This is a genomic window from Streptomyces sp. NPDC014864 (genome assembly GCF_043081525.1).
Classification (GTDB): Bacteria; Actinomycetota; Actinomycetes; order Streptomycetales; family Streptomycetaceae; genus Streptomyces.
The window spans coordinates 123,110-147,881 of sequence record NZ_JBIBWT010000018.1 but is presented as its reverse complement, the minus strand read 5'-3'; the positions used below and the strand labels follow the sequence as shown (position 1 = coordinate 147,881).

General features: G+C 69.6%; 15 protein-coding genes and 4 pseudogenes. 7 read left to right on the top strand and 12 right to left on the bottom strand.

Annotation, left to right across the window (positions count from 1 at the left end):
• Positions 1-2: 2 nt before the first annotated feature.
• The 8 genes and pseudogenes from ACF1A5_RS27950 to ACF1A5_RS27915 all read right to left on the bottom strand — a co-directional run bounded on the left by ACF1A5_RS27950 (position 3) and on the right by ACF1A5_RS27915 (position 9,654).
• Positions 3-479, bottom strand: a complete 477-nt coding sequence (locus ACF1A5_RS27950; protein ID WP_055495024.1) for a roadblock/LC7 domain-containing protein — start codon at positions 477-479, stop codon at positions 3-5.
• A complete protein-coding gene (locus tag ACF1A5_RS27945; protein ID WP_392195633.1) occupies positions 476-2,956 on the bottom strand; it encodes an ATP-binding protein in 2,481 nt (826 codons plus the stop codon). Before ACF1A5_RS27945 ends, ACF1A5_RS27950 begins: the two co-directional genes overlap by 4 nt.
• Before the next feature lie 315 nt (positions 2,957-3,271).
• Positions 3,272-4,849: an ABC transporter substrate-binding protein gene (locus ACF1A5_RS27940; protein WP_392195632.1), complete on the bottom strand. Its 1,578-nt coding sequence runs from the start codon at positions 4,847-4,849 to the stop codon at positions 3,272-3,274.
• A gap of 282 nt (positions 4,850-5,131) precedes the next feature.
• Positions 5,132-5,380, bottom strand: a pseudogene (locus ACF1A5_RS27935) (IS5/IS1182 family transposase); the annotation flags it as partial.
• Positions 5,381-5,475: 95 nt separating this feature from the next.
• Positions 5,476-6,138: a hypothetical protein gene (locus ACF1A5_RS27930; RefSeq protein WP_392195631.1), complete on the bottom strand. Its 663-nt coding sequence runs from the start codon at positions 6,136-6,138 to the stop codon at positions 5,476-5,478.
• 54 nt (positions 6,139-6,192) lie between these two features.
• Positions 6,193-6,861, bottom strand: coding sequence for a nitroreductase (locus ACF1A5_RS27925; protein ID WP_392195630.1), 669 nt, complete (start codon positions 6,859-6,861; stop codon positions 6,193-6,195).
• A gap of 131 nt (positions 6,862-6,992) precedes the next feature.
• Positions 6,993-8,197: pseudogene (locus ACF1A5_RS27920) on the bottom strand (IS256 family transposase).
• 353 nt (positions 8,198-8,550) lie between these two features.
• Positions 8,551-9,654 carry an AI-2E family transporter gene (locus ACF1A5_RS27915; protein WP_392195629.1) on the bottom strand — a complete coding sequence of 368 codons (1,104 nt, stop codon included), beginning with the start codon at positions 9,652-9,654 and terminating at the stop codon, positions 8,551-8,553.
• A gap of 594 nt (positions 9,655-10,248) precedes the next feature.
• Between ACF1A5_RS27915 and ACF1A5_RS27910 the strand changes: the two genes are divergently transcribed.
• Together ACF1A5_RS27910 and mgtA are read left to right on the top strand one after the other, a co-directional pair.
• Positions 10,249-11,496, top strand: coding sequence for a diacylglycerol/lipid kinase family protein (locus ACF1A5_RS27910; protein ID WP_392195628.1), 1,248 nt, complete (start codon positions 10,249-10,251; stop codon positions 11,494-11,496).
• A gap of 234 nt (positions 11,497-11,730) precedes the next feature.
• On the top strand, positions 11,731-14,457 hold the full coding sequence (mgtA, locus tag ACF1A5_RS27905) for a magnesium-translocating P-type ATPase (protein ID WP_392195627.1): 2,727 nt from the start codon (positions 11,731-11,733) through the stop codon (positions 14,455-14,457).
• A gap of 412 nt (positions 14,458-14,869) precedes the next feature.
• On the opposite strand, the gene ACF1A5_RS27900 is transcribed toward mgtA, so the two are convergent.
• Positions 14,870-15,547 (bottom strand): HdeD family acid-resistance protein, encoded by a 678-nt coding sequence (locus tag ACF1A5_RS27900; protein WP_392195626.1) that lies wholly within the window; start codon positions 15,545-15,547, stop codon positions 14,870-14,872.
• Positions 15,548-15,792: 245 nt separating this feature from the next.
• Entirely contained in the window at positions 15,793-15,915 is a 123-nt protein-coding gene (locus ACF1A5_RS27895; protein ID WP_392195625.1) for a hypothetical protein, read from the bottom strand.
• A 536-nt stretch (positions 15,916-16,451) separates the two neighbouring features.
• Between ACF1A5_RS27895 and ACF1A5_RS27890 the strand changes: the two genes are divergently transcribed.
• The 3 genes and pseudogenes from ACF1A5_RS27890 to ACF1A5_RS27880 form a co-directional block, all read left to right on the top strand.
• Entirely contained in the window at positions 16,452-18,893 is a 2,442-nt protein-coding gene (locus tag ACF1A5_RS27890) for a flippase-like domain-containing protein (RefSeq protein WP_392195624.1), read from the top strand.
• Between the two features lie 153 nt (positions 18,894-19,046).
• Positions 19,047-20,321: pseudogene (locus ACF1A5_RS27885) on the top strand (IS256 family transposase); the annotation flags it as partial.
• Positions 20,322-20,438: 117 nt separating this feature from the next.
• Positions 20,439-20,648 (top strand): annotated as a pseudogene (locus ACF1A5_RS27880) (ATP-binding protein); the annotation flags it as partial.
• Here the strand turns inward: ACF1A5_RS27880 and ACF1A5_RS27875 are convergent.
• Together ACF1A5_RS27875 and ACF1A5_RS27870 are read right to left on the bottom strand one after the other, a co-directional pair.
• Positions 20,640-21,158 carry a PT domain-containing protein gene (locus ACF1A5_RS27875; RefSeq protein WP_392195623.1) on the bottom strand — a complete coding sequence of 173 codons (519 nt, stop codon included), beginning with the start codon at positions 21,156-21,158 and terminating at the stop codon, positions 20,640-20,642. The pseudogene ACF1A5_RS27880 and the gene ACF1A5_RS27875 overlap by 9 nt on opposite strands.
• A 36-nt stretch (positions 21,159-21,194) precedes the next feature.
• Positions 21,195-21,890: a hypothetical protein gene (locus ACF1A5_RS27870; RefSeq protein WP_392195622.1), complete on the bottom strand. Its 696-nt coding sequence runs from the start codon at positions 21,888-21,890 to the stop codon at positions 21,195-21,197.
• 148 nt (positions 21,891-22,038) lie between these two features.
• Between ACF1A5_RS27870 and ACF1A5_RS27865 the strand changes: the two genes are divergently transcribed.
• Complete coding sequence (locus tag ACF1A5_RS27865; protein WP_392195621.1) at positions 22,039-24,033, top strand: sensor histidine kinase; 1,995 nt, start codon at positions 22,039-22,041, stop codon at positions 24,031-24,033.
• Entirely contained in the window at positions 24,030-24,707 is a 678-nt protein-coding gene (locus tag ACF1A5_RS27860; RefSeq protein ID WP_392195620.1) for a response regulator, read from the top strand. Before ACF1A5_RS27865 ends, ACF1A5_RS27860 begins: the two co-directional genes overlap by 4 nt.
• Positions 24,708-24,772 lie beyond the last annotated feature (65 nt).

Here is a 24,772-nt window from a genome sequence, read left to right as displayed (position 1 = left end):
GTTCACCCGGTGGCCGGGGAACCGACGCTGTTCTTGAGCTCGAGGACCAGCTCGGGGCTGAGGGCCGCGCCCACGCGGTTGGCGAACAGGGTCATCTCGTAGGCGACGTTTCCCAGCTTCGCCTCGTTCGAGGTGACGACGCCGAGCACGGATCCGCTGCCGATCGCGGAGACGAGGAGATGGCCTCCTTCCAGGTCAATGATCACCTTGTTGAGGGCGCCGAGGCCGTAGTTGCCCGAAGCGCCGGCGGCCAGGCTGGTGATTCCCGAGACGATCGCCGCGAGACGCTCGGAGTCCGCGTGGTCGCACAGCCGCGAGACCGCTATCAGCAGACCGTCGGAGGAGACGGCGATGGCATCCACCACGCCCGCGGTCTCCGTCGCGAATCGGTTGAGCAACCAGGTGAAGTCCTCTGCGGCGGCACGCAGGTCAACGGGCTCCACTGGGTTGAATTGAGTTCCACCTGTCGACGTGGTCACTGCCCCACTCCTTCCGGTCCCTGCGGGGATTCTGGTGATGCCGGCATCCGAGACGGCTGTTGTCCCGGCTGCGCGCTCTCGCGCTCGGCCCGGGCCACCGCCTCCTCGAACTCTTCGATCGAGGAGCGGACCGCCTCCGCGTCGAGCGGCCGGCGCGACGTCGGCGTCGGCCGGCGTGCCGCCGCGGCGTTCTCGAGCGTGGCGCCGCGCACGCGGCGCCGTAGCGGCGGCGCGGCCGGTGCCGGGGTGAGTGCCTCGCCATCCGGGTGTTCCTGCGCCTGCGCTGCGGCCCTTTCGGCGGTGTTCGCGGACCGGGTTTCGGGGGGCGGACCGACCGTGTGCGCGGTCCGCGGGACGCGTCGCGGCAACGGTGCGGGCTCCTTCCCGGTGCTGTCCCGCGGTGCGCCATCCGCGCGGGTTCGCCGCGAGGGCTGGGGATGCTGCTGGGGAACGGCGGACGTGACGGCAGGCCCGGTGAGCGCTGGGGGCTTGGCGGGCCCCACGGGCCGACTCCGGGTGGGGAGGACCGACGAGGAAAAGTCCTCGCCCGCGAACACCGTGGGCACGTGGCTCAACGGCATGAGCAGCGTCGAGGGGATGAAGACCCTGCCGGTGACCCCACCGCCCATCGTCGCGGTCAACGTGACCCTGATGCCCCAGCGCCGGGCGATCCGGCCGACCACGAAGAGCCCGAGGACCTTGGTGGGGACAAGGTCGAGCCGCTCGCGGCGCACCAGCCGCTCGTTCTCCTCTTTCAGACGCTCGGCGCTCATGCCGAGCCCGTGGTCGACGACCTCGACCACCGCCGCCTCGCCCTGGGAGCGCACCCGCACCTCGACGGGGCTCTCGGCAGGGGAGAACGCCACCGCATTCTCCATCAGCTCGGCGAGCATCAGGGTCAGATCGCCGACGATGTCGGGCGCGACGGTGACCTCGTCCAGCACACGCAGGTGGATCCGCTGGTACTCCTCGATCTGGGCGAGCGCGCCCCGTACGACGTTGGTCAGCGCCGTCGGCCGGGCCTCGAGAGCGGTCTCCGCCAGCCCGGCGAGCAGCATCAGACTGTCGGCATTGCGCTGCAGGCGCACCGCCAGGTGGTCGATGTGGTAGAGCTGGTCGAGCAGCGCGGGGTCGGTCTCCTCACGCTCGACCGCATCGATCAGCGCCAGCTGGCGCGCGGTCAGGTTGCCGACGCGCCGCCCGACGTTGCCGAACATCTCCGCCACATTGCGCCGGCTGAGCACCTGGCGCTGCAGCAGGGCGGCGGCCGCCTCCTGTACCTCGTTGAACGCCTCCGCCAGCGTGCCGATCTCGTCGCGTGCCCGCACCGGGACTGCGTTCAGCCTGAGCCGGCCGTCGTCCTCGGCCTCGTCGTCCGCCACCCGCGCGAGCTCCTGCCCGGTCGCCTTGGCCACCTGCTGGGCCGCGGCGGTCAGCATCCGCACGGGCCGCACGACGGAGCGCCGGACCAGGAGGGAGAGCAGCAGCCAGAAGGCGAAGATCAGCAGCACCGCGGTCAGCAGCCACCCCACTCGCCACCAGGCCTCGGAAGAGGCCTGGTCGCCGTCGTCCGCGATCTGGTGGATCAGTGACCGGGTGATCTCCAGCCGGGTGGACGCCTGCTTCTCGTACGTCGGATACGCCGCGATGGCCTTGTCGACGGCCGCCCGCACCTCCTCGAGGTCCCTGGCCTCCAGGGAGGAGGGATCGAACTGGAGGGACGCGAACTCGGACCGGATGGCGTTCTGGTGCGCGTTGCGCTCGATCCGGGCCAGTCGGCCGCTCTGGGCCACCGAGGCGATCTGGCTGAAGCGCTGGGCGTGGTGGTTGTAGAGCTGGAGGCTGCCCACCGCGCCGGTGAATTCCGTGAGCGCGCTGGAGTCGCCGGTCTGGGCGGAGAAGACACCGGTCTCGAACGCGGCATGCGCGGCGTCCGCGCGCAGCAGGGTGTCCAGGACGTTCTCGGGCGACGACACCGCACCGCCCGCGGATCCGCCGAGGCCGAGCCCGTCGATGAGGTTGGACACCATGGAGTCATAGGCCGGGTCGATGCTGTCGGCCGGGAGGTAGGCGCCTTCGACCGTCTTGCGCAGCCCGGTCAGCCCGGCGACGCCCCGCAACGCCCTGGTCTCCGCCGCGGGAAGGCGGGATCCGAACGCGGAGCGGACCTCGGCGACCTGGCGGTCGACTGCCCACTGGGCCCGGCGGTAGTCCCGCGGCGACGGCGCGGGCCCACCGGGCTCCGCGGCCTGGTAGCGCACCGAGAGCAGAATCGCCTGCTGATGCTCCCTCTGCAGGTCGTCGACGAGGGAGGCGACCTGCTCGCTGCTGCGGACGAGGGCCGCGGTGCGCGCCGCAGACTGCGCCTGTGCGACCTGGCCCGCGATGACGTAGGCGAGGATGGCGGCGACCACCGCGGCGGGGAGGATCACCAGCACATTGAGCTTGCGCTGGAACGGCCAGCGGTCGAGGAACACGTCGGCCCTTCGCCGAACCCGCGCTCCCCGACGTGCCTGTTCCGCTGCTTCCACCTTGTGCGGGGACACCAAGCCTCCGGAACGATGTCGTACGGGCAAGCTGCTCTGTTGCCTGGGTGAGTTGCCGTGCTGATCTGTATCGCTTGTCCGAACGGGCGGAGACTACAGCCTTTTTGCCCGTGGGGTTCAAGCGTCGTGCAGAGAGAACGGTGACGATGGGCGTGCCGGCCGGTCCGGGGCCGGGCCTTCGAGGAGCCCGGCGCTCGGGCGGCGGTCTTTGCCCTGCCGGGCGGCGCCCGTGCACGGCTTCGGCCCTCAGCCGTCGACGGAGACGTCGCGGAACCGGTAGTCGGACAAGGGGTGGCTGCGGGTCGGGACCAGTCCGCCGACCCCGGCCGCGTACGCGTCGACCTGGTTCTTGAAGCCCCAGACGATGTAGCCGCCGCGCTCGTACTCGATCTTCTGGGCCGCCTTGAGCAGTTCGTTGCGCTTGCCCTCGTCGAACTGGCCGCGGGCCTGGTTGACGAGGGAGACGAACTCCGGGTCCCTCCAGTGCGTTTCGTTGTAAGGGGCGCCCTTGATCGATCCCTGTTCCACCTGCGCCAGGTAGTTCCGCGTGAACCAGTAGTCCATGGCGAACGGCCAGTTCAGGTACTTGTCGCCGTAGAAGGTCGCGGAGTCGGTCTTGCGGACCCGCACCGTCACCCCGGCGCCCCTGGCCTGCTGGGCGAAGAGCTGCGCGGTCTCGACCGCGCCGATGCCGATGCCGTTGGAGGTGACCAGCTCCACGTTGAGCCCCTCGTGCCCGGCGGCTTTCAACAGGAATCTGGCCTTGTCGAGGTCCTGGACGCGCTGCGGCAGATCGTGGTTGTACGCCGGATCGAAGGGTGCGTAGAGGTCGTTGCCGATGCGTCCCTGTCCTCTGAGCACCTGGCGGACCATCTGCGGCCGGTCGACGATCAGCCGCATCGCCTGGCGGACCCGCTCGTCGTCGAAGGGGCCGGTATCCAGGCGCATGGTCAGCGGGGTCCAGGCCCCGGGCTCCGAGATCAGGACCTTGCAGCCCTGGGCCTCGACCAGCTCCATCTGCTCGAGCGGCAGGTTGTCCATGGCGTCGATCTCTCGGCTGAGCAGCGCGTTGACCCTGGCCGTGTCGTCGGGGAAGTCGATGATGTGCAGTTGGTCGACATGGGCCGGGCGACGCCAGTAGTTGTCGAACCTGGTGAAGACGCTCTCGTCCCCGGGGGTGAAGGACTTGTAGACGAACGGGCCGGTGCCGATGGGTTTCCTGAGGTCGAAGTCCGCCGGGACGACAGCCATGACGGTCTGCGCGAGCAGGTCCTCCAGCAGGGCGTACGGAGTCTTCAGCGGGATCCGCACGGTCAGGGAGTCGATCCGCTTGAGGTCCGCGACGTCGACCACGGCGAGGCTGCTGGCCCCGGCGGCGGGCGCCTTGGGGTTCGCGATCCTGCGCAGGGAGGCGATGACGTCGTCGGCGTCCAGGGTCTTGCCGTTGTGGAACTCCACCCCGGAACGGAGCCTCAGCGTCCAGGCCCTGCCGTCCTTGGACGGCTCCATCGAGTCCGCGAGCAGGGGCTTGACGCGGTATCTCTCGTCATGGACGAACAGCCGCTCGAACAGGTTCACCGCCCGTGCGTGGTCGGGCCAGATGACGGGATTGTGAGGGTCGAGGGTGTCCTTTGCGCTGCCGCCGGTGCAGCCGACGCGCAGGACGCCGCCCTTCTTCGGGGTCCTGGCTCCCGAGTCGTCGCCGCCGGACCCGGAGCACCCCGGGAGCAGGCCCGCCGCGGCCGTGGCGAGCAGGCCGCCACCACCACGCAGCACGGTTCTTCGCCTCATCGCTCCGCTGGGGTTGTTTCCGTGCTCGGTCATGGGCAGGTGTCGCCTTCACATCAGGGCCGTTCTCATGGCGCGCTGACTGCTCGGATGACGCGCAGCACCTCTGCAACGCGGGCAAAGACCAGTCGGCCGGGCTTCGCGCACGCCACAGCCGACCGCCTCGCCAACGCGGTCATCGCCCCATTACGGATCGTCAGGAGGTTAGAACACATGCCCATCGAACACCCATCGAACATCGGGAAATGGTGCAAGAGATCGGGCCGGGTCTGCCGGACGGGGGTGGACCGGACCACGGCCGGGGATCTCAGCAGTTCACCGCGGCGCCGCGCCGGTCACCGAATCGGTCAGCCCCTCCACGAACTGCGGCACCGGCACCACCGCCGGCCCGGCAGGCGACCAGGCAGGCCGACCGCGCGCGGGGAAGGGACGGGTGAACTCCGCGTCGCGGAACAGCGGCCCAACTCGCCCAGCAGCCGGAGTGCCAGGCTTCCCCTCGGGAGCGCTGCCGCGCCACCGGCACCGTCTCCGCCGGGACCTCCCCAGACCCGTGGGCCGCAACGACATCCACTCGCACCCCACACGACGAGGTCGGCCTTCAAGACCACAACCAGGTCTCGAAGGCCCACGTCAGGCCGAAGAGGTGGAGCTGGTCGGGCTGCTCAGGCTGGTTCGTCGGCCCGGTTCGGCCGCGGCGCGGTCCACCCGACTCGCCGGCTGGCGGCTCGTTGTTCGCTCCGCGTGGGACGTGCCACTACTCGGTTCCCCAGTGGCACCGCCCAGCTGATCACGAAGGGAATCAGGGCCACCTCCACATCCCACGGCGTCGACGAGGGGGACCTCAGCACGAAGCTGTACTGGCGGCCGTCGGTATCGGGAACAGCTGCGGAGACGCAGCGCGGGTGCTTGGCCAGCAACTGAACGGCCTTCTCCACGATCGGCTTCGGCTGAGCCGCGTGGATAAACAGCGGAAGCACCGCGAAGCGGTCGTAGCGGGTCAGGTAGCCGAACAGCTGGTCAATGGCCTCGTGAAACTTCGAGGCACCCTTCCAGATTTTGCACTCGCCGACGAGGACGTTACGGTCATCGATCCGCAGCAGAAGAGCGGTTTTCCCTGCGCCGTTCAGGCTTTCCGCAGTGCAGCGGCCGGCGAACGCTGCGCCCAGCGCGACCAGGAGGACGTCTCGGATGTCTTCCTCGCCCTTTCCTCGGGTGGTGGAGGGGAGGCGTTCGATCTGGTTGCGGGCGTGGCGCAGAACGCGGAGAGCTTCGTTGTACAGCTCGGCATCGGCCTTCTCATGGTCAGGCCGGCGCTCTCCGGCCAAGTTCCCCTCGTGATGACCTGCTGGTGGAGTCCTTGGACCTCGACCGCCCGGCGGTCACACTCCGATGAAGGTGACCATCTCGGTCAGGTCTGCCCGCCCGGTACGCAGGCGTGGCACGCCGTCCTTCTCGAACCCCACCGAGAGCCCGCAGAACAACACGAGCCTGTCATCGGCTCCGACCGCCTGGCTGACGGTCTTGCGGTACATGGTCCACATCACCTGGGGGCAGCTGTGCAGCCCTTCCGCCCTCAGCAGCAGCATGACCGTCTGCAGGTACATCCCCGCGTCAGCCCACTGTCCGGGCCCCATCGTCCGGTCGAGGTAGCAGAACAGGACGACCGGCGCCCCGAACGCCTCCGAGTTCAAGGTGGCGATCTTCTTGGGCCTGTCGGGGTCGTCGCGCTCGATCCCCAGGGCTTGGTACCGCTGGGCGGCCGCGGCCGAGAAGCGGTCCAGGTACGGCGATGTCAGTTCGGCCGGGTACATGGGGTACTCCCGCTCGTCGCCGGGGTCGTCTCCTGCCAGCGCCCTGGCCGTCGCGCGCCGCTTCAGTTCGGCTAAGGGCTCGCCGGTTACAAGGTATACGTGCCACGGCTGGAGGTTCCCACTGGACGGAGCCCGCGTCGCCGCAGTCAGCACTCGTTCGAGTGTCTCCGTGGATACCGGCTGATCGCTGAACGCCCGCACAGCCCGGCGACTGTCGACAGCCTCATACACATCCACGTCTTCGCGTCCTTTCGCTCAACCGGGTTTCCTCCACCGACTTCAGCGGTCGGCGCCGGACGGACCTGCTACTGAAGGAGACCACGGACACAACGCGTAATTGTCGATAACTGCGAATCAGTTGAGCTCGGTCAGGCTGCGGCGGCCTCCTCGCGCTCGACCAGGATGCCGTTCTCGAACCTGGCGCCCGAGCGGACCAGGGCGACGAGGTGGGCACCGGTGATTGCGCGCCAGCGGGCCTGTGCTGACCCGACCAGCCTGAACACCACCGCCAGGGCTGCGGCTGGGCTGCCGGCTCCGCGGGTGACCTTGGTCCGCAGTTTGACCGTGGAGAACGTCGACTCGATCGGGTTCGTGGTTCGCAGGTGGATCCAGTGCTCGGCCGGGAAGTCGTAGAACGCCAGCAGTTCCTCCCGGTCGTCGGTGATCTTCGTGACGGCCTTGGGCCACTTCGCGCCGTAGGTCTTCGCGAACGCCTCGATCGCCTTCTCGGCGTGCGCGCGGTCCTCGGCGTTGTAGATCTCCTGCATCCCTTTGTCGCGCCCGGCTGTGCGGACTTCGGCAAGGCGTTTAAAATGACATTTCGGGCCTTGTGCACCCAGCACCGCTGGTGACGGGCTACGGGGAACACCTCCCGCAGTGCCTTCCACAGGCCCATCGCACCGTCGCCGACGACGAGTTCGGGGTCGCGCATGCCGCGGCGGCAGTCGCGCAGCAGGTCGGCCCATGACTCGGTGGACTCCCGCAGCCCCTCCGCGAGCGCGATCAGCTCCTTGGTGCCGTCCAGCCGCACCCCGAGCAGCACCAGCACGCAGGAGTGGGCCTGGCCGAGCCGGACCTTCGGGTGCACGCCGTCCGCCCACACGTAGACGAAGTCGCGGTTCGACAGGTCGCGCTGCTGGAAGGCGGAGTGGTCCTCCTGCCACTGTCTGGTCAGCCGGGTCACCGTCGCCGGCGACAGTCCGGCCGCGCCGCCGCGGAACTGCTCCAGCCCCGGCACGAAGTCGCCCGAGGACAGTCCGTGCAGGAGCAGCGGCAGGACCTCGGAGATCTTCGGGGACTTGCGGCACCACGGGGCCAGGATCCTGGAGGAGAACCGCTTGCGCTCGCCGGTGGTCTCGTCGACGCGGCGGTCGTTCACCCGGGGCGCGGTGACCTCGACGGGCCCTGCGGCGGTGACCACGGTGCGGGGCTGGTGGTGGCCGTTGCGGACCACCAGGCGGCGCCCGCGCTCGTCCCGCTCAGCGGCCAACTCAGCTATGTGCTGGTTGACTTCCGCCTCCAGCGCGGCAGCGAGCATCCGCCGGGCGCCCTCGCGCACGATCTCGTCGATCAGGGAGCCGGACTCGGTGGAACCGTCGGCAGTGACTACGGAGCACGGGCGTGCCTTCCCGACCCGCGCTGCGAACGCGGGCCTACTCGGTGACCATCACAGGATCATTCGGGAAGGTACGCCCTCCACGTGCCCTCCTCCCGGGGCTGATCCACAGGTCTTGAGCATTGCTCGAAATCGGACGACGGGCTGCTCATCTGGAGCTGATGGAACGCGCTCCCGTCATCGGTGAGTTGTGCTGGAACATCCACTCACGTTGCTCCGGTACCTGGTTGGAGGTCACGTAGCAGCGCTCGGCCTGACCTGACCTGGGACAACCAAGCGCTGCCCTATGGCGGCCGGATTCCGTACTGCGGTCATTCGGCAGCGTCGGACCGGTCGGCGTTCGCGGGGCTGTTGTCTGGCCGCATCGGCAGTCCCAACCGCCGACCGCCGCGGTGGGCCCAAATGTCACCGAGGACGACTTGGATGATGCCGGTGACGGGAATCGCCAGCAGGGCACCGAGTATCCCGGCGACTTCGGCGGCGATTAGGATGGCTAGCAGCACGGTGAGGGGGTTGAGTTTGACCGTGCGAGACAGGATGACCGGTTGCAAGAGGTGATTTTCGGCCTGCTGATAGACGATGAAGAAGACGATGGCTCCGATGCCGGCCGGCAAGGAATGAACGAACGCTACTGAGGAGGCGACGACAGCCCCTATGGTGGCCCCCACCAAGGGAATGAGGTCGGTCACGGCAACGAAGAGGGCCAACAGGCCGGCGAACGGCACTCCGGAAACCAGCAGCACCACGTAGGTCAGGAGCCCGCAGATGACGCTGATCAGCAAGTTTCCGGTCAGGTAGCCGTTGACAGTACGGGCGCATGCGGCCCCGACGCGGCGTATGCGGGCCGCGGGCGCCTCGTCCAGGAGCGCCAGGGACCGATCTATGGCCTTGGGGCCCTCCAACACCATCAGATAGGCCAGGACAAAAATGGTGAGAGCGCCTGTCACGGCGGTCGTAGCACTGCGGATGAACCTCAAGGCAGGCCTGCTCAGCCCGGTGGCGAACGCGTGAATCTGTGCCTGATGCAGCTGGACATACCGCAGAGCATGGGTCCGCTCCAGCAGGTTACCGACGGGCCCGCGGCCGCCCCGGGCGTCCCTGATCATCACGGGCAGACGACCGGCGAACCGGCTTCCCTCCTGAGCCAGGGGGATGACGAACAGGGCGACCACCGCGCCAACGGCCGCGGCCGCTGCCAGAAAGACCAGCAAGGTGGCAACCGACCGTCGACACCGCGGCACCCGTCGCTGCAGCGCCTCGACCGCGGGATGAAGGGAGACGGCCAAGAACAACGCGATGACCGCCCAGATCAAGACCCGGCGAGCCTGCACCACCAACTCGAGTACGACGTAGGTGGCGAGTACCAGACCGATGGTGGCGAGGATGGTTCGCACCGGAACCGGACGCGTCGCCATGGGCACTGGGTGCCCAGCCGCAGTCTCGGGAAACGAGGAGCCCTCATCGCTCGGAGGAACGTGATCTCCCTGCGTTGTCACACGTGCCGGCCTCTGACACGGGCTGCGCCAGGTCGCCGCCAGCCGACATGGGAGTAGGTGGACACAACCAGCGGATGCCTCGCCCATCCCCATGGAGCGCCACCGAGGCGGCCGTGTCCGGCTACGGCGGCTGACACCAATCGCTGGAAGGCCGGTCACGCCCTGCGCATTGGCCGCCTCGATCGGTTGGCGCTGGAGAAGGCCCCGAGCTCTCATCTGTACGCAACCCGGCTGAAGTGGGCACCACGGTAGGAGATCGTCCCCATGTTGGTCGGCACCTGAACGTCTCGACCGAGCAGTCCGCGGAGCACTTCTAGGGCTTGCCGCCCATCACCCCAGGCGCTGGCCTGGTGGCTGATGCCGTGCAGTGGGAGCGGTAGCGAACCCCCTGTGTGAGCGTGCTTCCATGGCTCATCCGCATCCTGATCCGTGGGCCGTCCGACCCCGGGGCACGGCAGGATGGGAGAGGCGGGGATCCGGCGGCGGCGGTGAACGCGTTGCGGGGACCCGTCCATGGCACGGTGGATCAACGACGGTGGCGGGTCGACCACCTACGTCCCAGGTGCGGATGCTCAGGCCCCGCTGCAAGCTGGTGCCGTAGGCCGCAACTGTCGAAGGAAGTGTCATGGTAACGGTGGCCACACGGGGGATCGCCGGAGCGTCGGCCCGGTGGGGGAAGGCGCCCCCGGCTGCGGGTGTGTTCGCGGCAGCCCTGCTGTCGCCTGGGATGTGCGCCGGGCTGATGTATGCGGCTTGCCGGTACATGCCGTGACTGAGAACGCGTCGCGACCGGCGACCGGCGCGCGACGGCCCTATCTGATCGTGAACCCGCATTCAGGGGGAGGGAAGGCGAGCCGGTTCCGGATCGCGGAACGCGCCCGTGCGTTCGGAGCTCAGGTTTTCCTGATCGATCATTCCCTGCCCCAGGACCTGGCGACTGTCGCACGACGCGCCGTGGACGACGGTGCGGATCTGCTCGGGGTGGCCGGTGGAGACGGCACGCAGGCACTCGTCGCCGAGGTGGCCGCGGAAAGCGGCCTGCCGTTCATGGTCATTCCGGCGGGCACCCGCAACCACTTCGCGATGGATCTCGGCCTGAACCGTGAGGACCCTTCAGCCGCGCTGGACGCCCTCAGGGACGGCGTCGAGCTGCGCGTGGATCTCGGGTACGCAGGCGAGCGGGCATTCGTCAACAACGTGTCGTTCGGAGCGTACGCCGCCCTGGTGCAGGACCCCGCCTACCGGGAGGACAAGATCGGCACGATGGTACGGATCCTCCCGGAATTCCTGGCCCGCCACCAGGGTCCGGAGCTGGTGGTACGCACAGGGCTGCTCACCGTGGACCGGCCGGACGCCGTACTGGTGAGCAACAACCCCTACCAGATCGACGACCCGGCCGGGCTCGACAGGCGTGCGCAGCTCGACTCCGGACTCCTGGGAGTACTGGCGGCCAGGGCGGAGACGCCCGCCGAAACAGCCGCCAGGCTGCGAAGCGGGCAGATGCACGGACTGACCCGTCTGGCGACACCCGACGACGTCGTCATCCACGCCGACCCCCCGGTCGTCCCCGTCGGGCTGGACGGCGAAGCCGTCACCCTGCGCACTCCCGTACGGTGCCGGATCAGTCCCCGGACGCTTCGGATATGGGTTCCCCGCCATCGGCCGGGCGTCTCGCCCACCGGATGGCGGCCGCCGGGATGGGCCGTCGTCCAGCGGGCGGCCTCACTCGTCGGGCGGTCTCATGGCCGTCACACCGACTGACCGGAGCACGCTGCATGGTGGGCAGCAGGTCCCGGAGACAGGGCCCGACGGTCCATGGGGGCGTGACCGGTGAAGGGTGGAGGGTGGGATGGTGAGGCTACTGCCAGATGATCCGGGCGCGGGCCCGTTCTCCCGTCCGCTCAGCACTGTCAGACGTTTCAGCACTGTCAGACCGTCATTCAGCCATGTGTGTTTCCCTGTGCGGGAGGGCACACGCCCGGGTGGTGGGCGCTGATGGTGACCACTGTCGGGGCGCGGCCGGTGGCCGCGGGGCGTGCCGTCTCGGCGGCCGCCCTGCCCACCGCGCAGGTGCTCCGTGATCTCCAGGTGCCGGAAGGCGGCCTGTCGTCGGAGGAGGCGGCAAGACGGCTGAAGCGCTGGGGCCCCAACGCCGTCCACTCCCACCGGGCCCGGGCGTGGCTGGTGCTGTGGCATCAGGTGCGGTCGCCGCTGCTCGGCCTGCTGCTCGCCGCGGCGGTCGTGTCGTACTTCGTCGGAGAGCGCGGCGACGCCACGATCATCGCGGTGATCGTCGCGCTCTCCGTCGGCCTGGGTTTCGTCAACGAATACCGGGCGGAGAAGACCGCCCAGTCGCTGCACGCGAAGATCCGGCACCGCGCGGTCGTGCTGCGCGACGGGCGACCACAGGAGGTGGAGGTCACCGCCCTGGTCCCGGGTGATGTGGTCGAGCTGCGGCTGGGCGACATCGTGCCCGCGGATCTGCGGCTGCTCGCGACCGCGGGACTGGAGTGCAGCGAGTCGGTGCTGACTGGTGAGTCGCTGCCGGTCGCGAAGGACACCGCTGCCGTGCCGGCCGGCACGGCGCTGGCGGACCTGTCCGGCTGCGCCCTGATGGGCACGGTGGTGCACGCTGGAAGCGGCCGCGGTGTCGTGGTCGCCACCGGTGCCGAAGCCGAGTTCGGGAAGATCGCCGCCGGGCTGAGCGGACACCAGTTGGAGACCGAGTTCCAGGTGGGCCTGCGCCGCTTCTCCATGCTCCTGGTCTACGTCGCCGGGGCACTGACCACGTCGATCTTCATCATCAACGTCGCACTGCACAAGCCGCTGATCGACGCCCTGCTGTTCTCCCTTGCCATCGCGGTCGGCATCACGCCGCAACTGCTGCCCGCGGTCGTCTCCACCAGCCTGGCCGCGGGCTCACGGCGGATGAGCCGGCGCAAGGTGCTGGTCAAACGGCTGGTGTGTATCGAGGACCTCGGCGACGTCGATGTGCTGTTCACCGACAAGACCGGAACCCTCACCCAGGGCCGCATCGACTTCATGCGGGCCGTACCCGTCGCCGGTACCCCAGCGGAGGAAGTGCTGTGCCGGGGGCTGCTGTGCACCGAATCGGACGTGGACGGCCAGGGCCGACCCGTCGGCGGAAACCCGCTCGACGACGCCCTGTGGGACTCACCGGCCGCCGCCGCTCAGCGCTCGTGGCTGAGCGGCTGGACGCGGACCGGCGTCCTGCCCTTCGACCATGAGCGGCGGATGGTGTCCGTCACCGTCACCGATCGCGCCGGTGACACCGTGCTCATCACCAAGGGAGCCCCGGAGACGGTGCTGGAACGTTGCGTGGAGGTGCCCGGGCCAGTCCGTGAGGCGCTGGCCGCGGAGTTCGCCGCAGGCAACCGCGTGGTCGCGGTGGCGACCCGGCCCGCCCACCGGGCCACCGCACTCAGCGCCGCCGACGAGCGGGACCTCCGTCTGGCCGGCCTGCTGGTCTTCCTCGACCCGCCCAAACCCGACGCGGCCGATGCACTGGGGCAGCTGGACGCGCTCGGTGTCACGGTGAAGATCGTCACCGGGGACAACCCCGCGGTCGCCGCCAAGGTCTGCCACGACCTGGGGCTGACCGACGCCGCCGTGCTGACCGGGACCGACCTCGACGCCATGGACGACGAGCGGCTCACCACCGCCATCCGCGACACCACCGTCTTCGCCCGGGTCAGCCCCGAGCACAAGGCCCGCATCGTGCGGATCCAGCGGCGAACCGGCCGCGACGTCGCCTTCCTCGGCGACGGCGTCAACGACGCCCTCGCACTGCACGCCGCCGATGTGGGCATCTCGGTGGATTCGGCCACCGACGTGGCCAAGGACGCCGCCGACGTGATCCTGCTGGAGAAGGACCTCGGGGTTTTGGCGGACGGGGTCGCCGAGGGACGGCGAATCTTCGCCAACACCATCAAATACGTCCTGATGGGCACATCCAGCAATTTCGGCAACATGTTCAGTGCGGCCGGAGCCTCACTGTTCCTGCCCTTCCTGCCGATGCTGCCCTCCCAGATCCTGCTCAACAACCTTCTCTACGACACCAGCCAGCTCGCCATCCCCACCGACGAGGTCGACGAGGAGCAGGTACGCCGCCCCGCGCACTGGGACATCGCCTTCATCCGGCGCTTCATGATCTGCTTCGGGCCGATCAGCTCCCTGTTCGACTTCGTCACCTTCGCCGTGATGCTGGGCGTCTTCCACGCCGACGCCGCCCAGTTCCACACCGGCTGGTTCGTGGAGTCCCTCGCCACCCAGACCCTGGTGATCTTCGCCATCCGCACCCGCCGCATACCGTTCTGGCGCAGCCGCCCCAGCCTGCCTCTGACACTGACCGCGCTGGGAGTCGTCGCCCTCGGCGCCGGCCTGCCGGCCACCCCGCTGGCGAATGTCCTCGGCTTCCAGCCCCTACCGACAGCCTTCTTCGCCGCGGTAGCCGCCATGGTCGTCGTCTACCTGCTCCTCGTCGAGCTCGGCAAACGGATCTTCTACCGGACCACGCGGCCACCCGGTCCCCCCGAACCCGCTCCCGGCCACCGGCATTTGCGCCGTCGCGCAGCACGGTTCAGCACCGTCACCCGCCTGCCGCACCCGCAAGCCCTCCGCCGTCCGCCGGTGAAGGGGCCGCACCCGACGGCCACGACCGGGTCTCCCCACTCCCCCGTTCCTCGGACCCCATCTGCCTGATCCGCCGGAACCCCGCATCCGTCCGCCGTGCGACTCGGCACATTTCGGCGGTCGGGCTTCTTCGGCCGACGCAGTCGGTGATCCGCCCTCGCAAGGCAGACCCAACAGACGCATGCTCGCCGAGCCTGCCCGTGTCACTCGAGCCGCTCATACGCTATTCGTGCTTTTTGTGGCCGGGACGGGGAGGAGATCGACCCAGTACTCGTACCCCAAGGCCTCAGCAGTCTTTGAGTGGCTCCTTGAGCCAGCAGCCCGAGCACGAATGTCCAGCGCGCTCGGTCCCTGATCCGCGCAGCTCCGATGCCGCCGCCGTGGTGGTCACATCGTGGACGACTTCTCCACTCCTCTGACTCGGGCGGTACGTGAGTACGGCCCTGATGAGCCGATACCCGAGAACGCCCCCGCCGGCCGATCAGTGCTGGGGGTGCGCACGTGCGTGGAACCGAGAGCGCCGCTGGGTGGCCGTGCCGGGAGCGAGATGGCCGATCTCGACGCGTGTCCTGATGGCGCGGACCACCTCGGTCAGGCCCAGAACTATGGCCATGACGCCCACCACCAGTGTGAGTGCCGCGATAGATGCGAAGGGCATGATGATCATCACGATGCCGGCCATAGTGCCGATGATGCCGAAGGCCACGTGCCAGCCGCGCCCCGGCATGGTCTGGTCGGAGGCTGCGGCAACCGTCTCCAGGGTGCCCCGCATGAGCCAGCTGAAGCCGATCCACAGGGCGAGCAGAAAGATCGACTCGAGGGTGCCCTTGAAGCAGATCAGTCCCAGCAGGATGGCGGCCGCGCCGGTGATGAAGTGCAGTACGCGAAGATGCCGGGGGACGTGGGTGCCGAAGGCGGCGGCGAGTTGGAAGACACCAGTGGCAACCAGGTAGACGCCGAAGAGCACGCCGACGACGCGAAGCGTCGCACCGGGCCAGACCAGCGCCACGACGCCCAGGGCGATGGTGGCGAGGCCCATGGTGAGCAGGAACTGCCAGCCCAGGTTCGCCAGTGCTGCCATACCTTCGGTCGGGGGGCCCTCTTGCGGCTCGGTGCCGTGTGGGGAAACGGGGCCGGAGGAATGTGAAGGAGCTGTCATGGCACCTGCCTCCTTCGCGAGCAGCGTCGTCACATCCGTCTATTTCCATCGTCACCCGATCAGCCTCATGTTGCTCGCTGGAGAGGGCGGGGGTGTGACGCACGAGGTATTCCAGGCACAAGCTCCTCCGGCTACTCATGGGGACAGCCCCTCGGCGGGAGCTCAGGATGGGAGTTCCCGGGGCCGCCCCGCGCCAGCGCCCACAGCACATGTCCTGCTGTCCCGTTCGGGTTGACACGTCGGACTCATGCGTCGGGGGTGATGACGGCGCGCGAGCCGTACGCCAGGAAGATCGGCGCCCACTTGGGGATGGTGGTGCCGGCGATGTCGATGTCTTCCAGGGCGGAGCGGGTGTGCCAGAACTGCACCGACGACTCGAACCCGTTGAGGAGCCCGTGCCGGTCCGCGAGGGCCTCGAGGATGCGCTGCCAATCCGATCCAGGGCCGTCGGACGGTCACGTACTGCCCTTGAACCGCCGCGACATCCACTTCCCCGCAAGACAGCCTCTGGCAGAGCGAGGGGTGACGCACCTGCCCTACACCCTGACTGCCCGGCCAGGACTTCGAGGCCGCTGTCTTCCGAGGGCGGGACACATGGCGAGCACGATGCAGAGGAGGCGCGACAAAGGCCGATCAGCACCCCAGCACGTGCTCTGGATGGCGTGGGTTTGCGGACCGCTCTAAGACGCGCTCGAATGACGGAAGAGCGGACCCGTCTGCCCGCATCAGTTGGCCGGACGAAGCGGCGGTGCCCGCCAGAGCCCGCCTCGGGCCTCGGCCCGCCGACGAGGAGCCGACATGACCAAGGCCGGATCCGCCTGGGCGGCCGGCTGTGAGTGAACGCCCTGGCATCCTCCCACTCTCCGTTGCTGCCGGAGGTGCTCAGGCCGCGGCGACGCCGCTGATGGACGCTCCGCCGCCGCGCCAGGTGCGCCGGGCGGCCGATCTGTCGCGGCTGCTCGTCTCCGGCGCCGTGCTGGTGGTGGCGGTGCTGCCGGCCGTCGCGGCGCTCGCACCCACCCGCAGGATGCAGCAGGCGCTGCTCGACGCGGCGACCGCGCTACCGACGGGATTGCGCGATGGTGTCGTCGGGGCGGTGCAGGTGGTCGCTGTCGTCGCGCCGCTGGTGGCCGTCGGCGTACTGGTCGCCCGGCGGCGCGGCGACGCGATTCTCCGGATCGTGCCCGCGGCGGCGCTGGGCGCGCTGCTTTCGTGGCTCGTCACCCACCTGGCCATGACGCGTAGCAGACCAGGCGTATGGCCGCAGGTGCTGGCGGGACGGGGCGCGCTGGTGGATGCCGACTGGCCGCCGGCAGCGTATCTGGCCGCGTGTGCTGCGGCGGTCGTTGCGGCAGGTCCGTGGCTGGACACGCGTCTGCGACGGACATGGTGGACGCTGACCGTCGGGTGCGCCGGGCTGAGCATCACAGCCGCCGCCCTCATGCCACTCGAGGCAGTCGCCGCGCTGGCCGTAGGAGGTATGGCCGGATCTGCCGTGCTGCTGCTGGCCGGAGCCCCGGCGGACCGGCCGGCCCCGCAGGCGGTCGCCGACGCACTCGTTGCGTGCGGGATCCCGCTCGCCGCGCTGCGGGAGACGCCGCCACCGGATCAGCGCTCCGGGGAAGGGGTCGGCTACGGCGCCGAGACCACCACCGGTGCGCGACTCACGGTACAGGTGCTCGGCCCCGAGGACCGCACCCGCGACCTCTTCCACCGGCTGGCCCGGCTCGCGCTGCTGCGCCACCCCACCGACACGGACGCGCATACCCCACTCGCCGCGGTCGAGCACGAACTCCTCATGCTCGTGTTCGCAGGCCGTACCGGCGCCCGGGCGGCCGAGCCGGTGATCGCGTACCCGGTGGCCAAGGGCGGCGCACTCCTGGTGACGATCGAGCACGCCGCCCGTCCGCTGTCCGCGTTCCCGGGCGAGGAGATCACCGACCAGATACTCACCGGCGTATGGACGTCCGTGGCCCGCCTCCAAAAGCACCGACTGGCGCACCGGGCGCTCCGCCCGGAACACATCCTCGTCGAACCGGACGGTGCGTCCCGGCTCATCGCGTTCGCACGCGCCCGGCTGGGCGCCACACCCGACGCGCTCGGCAGCGACATTGCCGAACTGCTGGCCACTACCGCGACACGCATAGGGGTGCCGCGCGCCACCCAGTGTGCGTTGGCCGGCCTCGGCCCGCCGCTGCTGGCGACAGTCCTGCCCTACCTGCAGCCGCTCGCGCTGCTCGGCCCCGCACGGCGCGAGGTCGCCCGGCACGACCAGGCCCGCGCTCGTGCGGCGGGAGCGGGCACCAAGCGGCGCGCGGTGCGCCCCGGCGGCCGCCCGAGCCTGCTGCGTGACCTCTCTGCCGCGGTCGTGGAGGCGACCGGTGCCGAGCCCGCGTCCCTCGCGCCCCTCGCGCGTTTCACCTGGAAGACCATCTTCGGCCTGGTCGGTGCATTCCTTGTCCTGCACTTGGTGCTGCCGCAGTTCGCCAGTGCCCCAGCGGTGGTGGCCGCGTTGCGAAAGGCCGACTGGTGGTGGGTGCTCGCGGCGCTGCCTGTCACCTTCATCTCCCAGGTGTTCTCCACCTGCCTTCAAATGGGCACCATTCCGGCCAGGTTGCCGTTCGGCCCCACGTACGAGGTGCAGTTCGCCAGTTCGTTCCTGAACCGGATCACTCCGAACAATGTCGGCGGCATGGCGCTCAATCTGCGCTACCTGCAGAAGACGGGGATCGAGACCGGGGCCGCCACGGCCTCTGTCGGCCTGCAGAGTCTCGTCAGCGCCGTCTCCAACGCCGTGCTCGCCGCCTGGTTTTTCGCCTGGGTCGGACGCCACCACACCGAAGTGCGCCTGCACGTGCCCGCAGGCCGGTATGTGCTGCCGGCCTTCGCCCTGGCCCTCGCGGCAGGGGGTCTGCTCGGTGTCACCCCGGCCGGACGGCGCTTCCTCCGCGAGAAGGTGTGGCCGTTCCTGCGGGCGGCGGTGTCGACTGTGACGGGGGTCGCCTCCGATCCCGCCAAGCTGGCTCTCCTCGTCACCGGCGCGCTGGGCCTGCCCCTCATCCAGGTCGTGGGACTCGCGTTGAGCGTGCGCGCGTTCGGCGGTGATCTTCCCTTCGTCCAGGCCGGCGCCGTCTACATGGCGGCACGCCTCGTCGCCAACGCGGCTCCTGTCCCCGGCGGACTGGGTGCCCTCGAAGCCGGCCTCATCGCCGGTCTCACCGCGCTAGGCGTCACGGCCGGCGCAGCCACCTCGGCCGTGCTCGTCTACCGGCTGCTCACCTTCTGGCTGAACGTCCCACTGGGCGCCCTGGCCTTGCGCGCCGTACAGCGCAAGGGCTACGCCTGACGCCACAGCGGCGGACACCACCAGCAGAACGATCCCTGCGCTGCGCATCAGCTTTTCCCGTGCCACGTCTCGCGGCCGTTGTAGACCAGCCGCGCCGTTCCCTTGTGCAGCGCCTGGAGCGGGACTGTAAGACGTTCGGTGTAACTCCCGATCATGGAAGGTGCATCGATGACCAGTGAGAACGTGACCGAGCCGAAGTCTGTCGAGTCGGCGAAGGCCGTGGACGACCAGTTGATCGACGAGCTGGTGCACCGGGCCCAGGCCGAGGGTCTGCAGCTGACCGGCGAGGGCGGGCTGCTGCAGCAACTGACCAAGCGGCTGCTGGAGTCCGCCCTGGAGGGCGAGATCACCGACCACCTCGGCTATGACAAGCACGATGCGGCCGGCAAGAACGGCGGCAACTCCCGCAACGGCAAACGCTCCAAGACCGTGCTGACCGACGTGGGGCCGGTGGAGATAACCGTGCCCCGCGACCGTGACGGCTCCTTCGAACCGAAGATCGTCAAGAAGCGGCAGAAGCGCCTGACCGGCGTCGACGAGATGGTCATCTCACTGGCCGCGAAGGGCCTGACGACCGGCGAGGTTCAGGCGCACCTGTCCGAGGTCTATGGAGCCGAGGTCTCCCGCCAGACCGTCTCCACCATCACCGACAAGGTGCTCGAGGGCATGGCCGAATGGCAGGGGCGCCCGCTCGACGCCGTCTATCCGGTCCTCTTCATCGACGCCGTCCACGTGAAGATCCGCGACGGCGCGGTCGCCAACCGGCCCGTCTATGTCGCCCTGGCCGTCACCGCCGAGGGCCGGCGGGAGATCCTGGGGTTGTGGGCCGGCGAGGGCGCCAAGCACTGGCTGCACATCCTCACGGAGATCAAGAACCGCGGCGTCAGCGACGTGCTCATGCTGGTCTGCGACGGGCTCAAGGGCCTGCCCGAAGCGGTGGAGACCGTCTGGCCCCGGACGATCGTGCAGACCTGTGTCGTGCATCTGCTGCGGAACTCCTTCCGCTACGCCGCCCGCCAGGACTGGGACAAGATCGCCAAGCTTCTCAAGCCCGTCTACACCGCGCCGACCGAAGAGGCCGCCCTGGAGCGGTTCGCCGAGTTCGCCGACGCCTGGGGCCGGAAGTATCCGGCGATCGTGAAACTGTGGGAGAACGCCTGGGAGGAGTTCACCCCGTTCCTGCGGTTCGACACCGAGATCCGCCGCATCGTCTGCACGACGAACGCGATCGAGTCCGTCAACGCCCGCATCCGCCGGGCGGTCAAGGCCCGCGGACACTTCCCCAACGAGCAGGCCGCCCTGAAATGCGTCTACATGGCGATCACGTCCCTCGATCCCACCGGCAAGGGGCAGGCCCGCTGGACCATGCGCTGGAAGACCGCCCTGAACGCTTTCGACATCACCTTCGACGGCCGCCTGTCGGCGGCCCGTCAGCAACCTCAACTACCGCAGTTACACCACTCGTTTGACAGTCCCGTGCTTAAGCGGAAGCTCCGCACTAGCCGATGTCTGGCCTCTCTCCCTGCCCCCGCCACGGACGGCTGAGAGGTCACCGACACCCGCGCCGAACGCAACCCGCCCGGCCCCGGCGCCGTACACCCGGTCCACCCCCTCGCGGAGGACGGCCGCAGCCGGACCCTCGTCGACGCCCTCGCCGACCGTTGGGAGGTCCAGGACTGCGTCCCGCCCGGCAAGACGATCCTGGCCGAGATCGACCTGCCGCGCTGGCTGTCCCTGGTCAGGCGCCTAGGAGCTACAGCTCCCGGGCAGGTAGCTGTAGCCGTCGAGGAAGAGGAGAGGTCCCAGGACGGGGTCCTGGACCACTTGCCAGGACGATACGAAAGGTGACTCCCCCGGCACGTGGAAGGTCATGGACTGGGAGTCGCTGACGACGACACCCGAGAAACCCGCGCCGCCCCTGCTCGCCATGAACTCACCGGTACTGGAGAACTCATACGTCCAGTGCCCCTCGGCGTTGCTGCCGCCGCACCAGACACCGACGACGCTGTCGGGCACCGACGCCTCGACCGGCTCGATGAGCTCGGTGGGCTCTTCGGTCGGTTCCTCCGTGGGCTCTTCGGTCGGTTCCTCCGTCGGTTCCTCCGTGGGCTCGTCCGTCGGTTCCTCCGTGTAGTCGTAAGACGAATGGTCTCCGGAGTCGTGCGGCGGGGAGTCCAGCCCGCAGGCGCTCGTGGTCAGCAGCGCGGCTATGAGAATCGCCGCGCACGCGGCGCCGCGGCGGGCGGCATGGGAGAGGGACAGCATGGGGGCCTCCTGATGTACGAGTGAGACAGGGTCGTGTCAGCGGACGATCGCGCTGCGCCCCCATGCCAGTCCGAGAAAGGTGACCAGCATCCATACGGGGCCGACGACGCCCTGGAAGCCGGGAAGGCCGGTGATGCCCGCGAAGAGGACGACCGCCAGTACGGGCACGACGCTGAACCAGCCGATCCACCGTGAGATCGTGCGCTCACGCAACGCCATCCAGGCCACCGCACCGGCCGCGACCACGACGCCGAGCCAGCCGATGTACCCGCCAAAGTCGTTGAGCATGAAGTAGACGAACATCCCGTCCTGGCCGAAGGACCGCTCGTTCAAGCCGTCCGGCAGGTAGATGGCCAGGGCGCCCTTCCATCCGTAGCCGTAGGTCAGTCCCGCGGCCGAGGCCGTCAGGGCGCCGCTGACCACGTAGGCGGCGGTGCTGGAGGGCACCCGCGGCTCGACCTGACGCCGCCATGCCGCAGCCAGAGCGAGGAGCAGGGAGACCGTCAGGAAGCCGGCGACGAGACCGAGATGCGCCACGGAACGGCTCACGTCGTCGAGGACCGAGGCCTCCACGGGGGTCCGCTCGACCGTGCCGGCCCGGACGTCCGCCAGGAGCGTGGCGACTACTCCGAGCGCGCCCGCTCCGACCCCGTACAGAGGCCACTTGGCCCTCCGGTCGTCGTCCTGTAGCGTCACGCGCCCCGGGCGGGCATCCGGATCGATGGTGGTCATACGCCTCAACTCCCTGTGGAACGGTCCATTACCGATCCGACTGTCGCGGAGGACGAGTCCCGCAGCCCAGGGACGCCGGTCCCGTACGATCGGGACGGTTTCGCCGGATCACGCCCGGTAAGGGCCCGCATTACGGGAACATGTGGGTGTGAGTCGGGGGGATCGGATACTGCGTCACACCGCGTACGGCATCGCGGGGCTGGGCACGGCGAGCTGCGTGGCAACGGTGCCCGTGCACGACTGGCTGGCTGAACGCATTGCCGTCACGCCCCTGTTCTGGTCCGACCTCGTGCTCGGCACGGTCTGGCCGCTGGTGGGCGCCGTCGTCGCCAGGGGCCAGCCGCGCAATCCCGTCTGCTGGCTGATGCTGCTACCCGCAATGATCGGGCCGTACCACCTGCTGGCCTACTACACCGGTTACAGCCGCCTCGTCGCCGAGGAACCCCTTCCCGGCTGGGAGGTGGGGGCCTGGGTCGGCTGCTGGGGCTTCGTCGGCTACTGGTTCGCCACGCCTCTGGTGCCCTTGCTCTTCCCGTACGGCCGCCTGGAAACGGCGCCGCGCCGGGCGTGCGCCTGGGCCGTCGTCACGGTCGCCGGGATCGGAACGCTGGCGACGATGCTGCGGCCCAGCGGCACCGACCCCGTCCCCGGTGTCCCGAATCCGCTCGCGATCGCGGGCTGGGAGTGGCTGCACATCGTGATGTTCACCTGTGCCGCGACCACCATGCTCGGCGGTACCCTCGTGGCCGCCGTCCTCCTCGTCCTGCGTACCCGAGCGGCGACCGGCGTCGAGCGGGCCCAGCTGCAGTGGCTGATGCTGGGCGGGCTGCTGATGGCGTTCTCTTTCCTCTCCCTCCTCCTGGACGACCTCCAGCAGCCGGCTCTGGTCGGCGATCTCCTCATGCTGATCGGGCTGCTCGGCCCGCCCGCGAGTGTCGCTGTCGCGATGCTTCGGCACGGACTGTTCGATGTGGAGCTCGTCCTCGGCCGCGCCATCGTCTTCACAGTCCTCAGCGCGCTCGTCCTCGGGGTGTACGCCGGGGTCGTCGCCGGCGCGCGGCTGGTCGCGCCCGGGTCCCTGACGGGGACCTGTCTGCTCGCTTTCACCGCACTGATCGCGGCCAACGGTCGCGGCGCCGTCCAGGCGGCCGTCGACCGGACGCTGTTCGGGCACCGTCACGATCCGTACGCCGTCGTCGCGCACGTCGGTCGCCGTGTCGCTCCGGCCGGTGAGCCAGCGGAAGCCATGCAGCACCTCGTCGACGCCCTGCGGTCCGCGCTGCGTCTGCCCTACGCGGCCTTCGAGAGCCCCGCCGTGGCGGCGGCCTCCGGCAGACCGGCGGCCGGCGCGGGCTGGCGGTCCTTTCCCTGCCGGGCCCTGGGCCGCGAACTCGGTGTACTGCGCGTAGGGCGGCGAAGCGTCAACGATCCCTGGACGGCCAAGGAGCAGGCCGCGGTCGAAGAGGTCGCGGACCGCGCCGGAACACTCGCCTACGCCGCCAGTCTCGTCGAGGACATCGCCCGCAGCCGGTCACGCATCCTGTCCGTGCGCGAGGAGGAGCGACGGCGGCTGCGCGCGGACCTCCACGACGGCATCGGCCCCTCCCTGGCCGGCACCGCCCACCAACTCGACGCCCTCGCCCGGCGCATCGACGACCCCCACCTCGCGGGATGCCTCAGGACACTCCGGGACAGGCTCCGCTCCACCGTCACCGATCTGCGCACCGTGGTCCAGGGGCTCCGGCCTGCGGTCCTCGACCAGCTCGGGTTGCCCGGCGCCCTGCGGGAACTGCTGGCCGGATACGACACACCGGCCTGCCACAGCAGTATCGACGGCGCCTGCCACAGCCTGCCGGCCGCTGTCGAGGTCGCCGCCTACGCCATCGCCGCCGAGGCGGTCGCCAATGCCGTGAGGCACAGCGCCGCCGGCCGCCTCGAACTGACCGCCCTTTTGGAGGACACCGTCTTGATCCTGTCGATCCGCGACAACGGGCGCGGTATTCCGCCCAAGCACAGGGCCGGTGTGGGACTCCGCAGCATGAGGGAGCGCGCGGCCGAGGTCGGAGGCCGGCTTGAGGTGACGACCGCGCCCGGCGGAGGCACCGTCGTACGAGCGGGCCTCCCGGTGGGGGACCAGCGGTGAGCGTCCCCGTCCCCTCCCCGGTCACCGTCCTCGTCGTCGACGACCATCCCGTCTTCCGGGCCGGAATGGCCACCGTCCTCGCCGATCTCCCGGATGTGACGGTCCTCGGAGAGGCGTCCGACGGTGCCGAAGCCATCATGGCCGCCGACCGGCTGCGGCCGACAATCGTGCTCATGGACCTGCGCATGCCGAACCTCAACGGCCTGGAGGCCACGGCCCGGATCACCACGGCCCATCCGGAGATCGCCGTGCTCATCCTGACCATGGACGAGGACGAGGCCTCGGTCTTCGCCGCCCTGCGCGTCGGCGCGCGTGGCTACCTGCTCAAGGAGTCGGACGGCGCCGACGTCCACCGCGCCCTGCTCGGGGTCGCCCGTGGCGAAGCGGTCTTCGGCCCCCGGATCGCCGAGCGCGTCCTGGCCCATTTCGCCACTCCACCCGCCGCCCGATCCCCCCTCCCCTTTCCTCACCTCACCGACCGGGAACGCGAGACCCTCGACCTGATCTCCCGCGGCCTCGACAACGCGTCCATCGCCCGTCGCCTCTCCCTGTCCGAGAAGACCATCCGCAATCGGGTCAGCGACGTGCTCGCGAAACTGCACGCCCGGTCCCGCACGGAAGCAGCGGCTCTCGCACGGGATGCGGGCCTGGGACACCCCCGCCACTCCGCGTAGGCGTCCCCGGAGGGCCGACTACGACGTCACGGTCAGCGCACCTGGCCCCGGTGCCTGTTCGACCC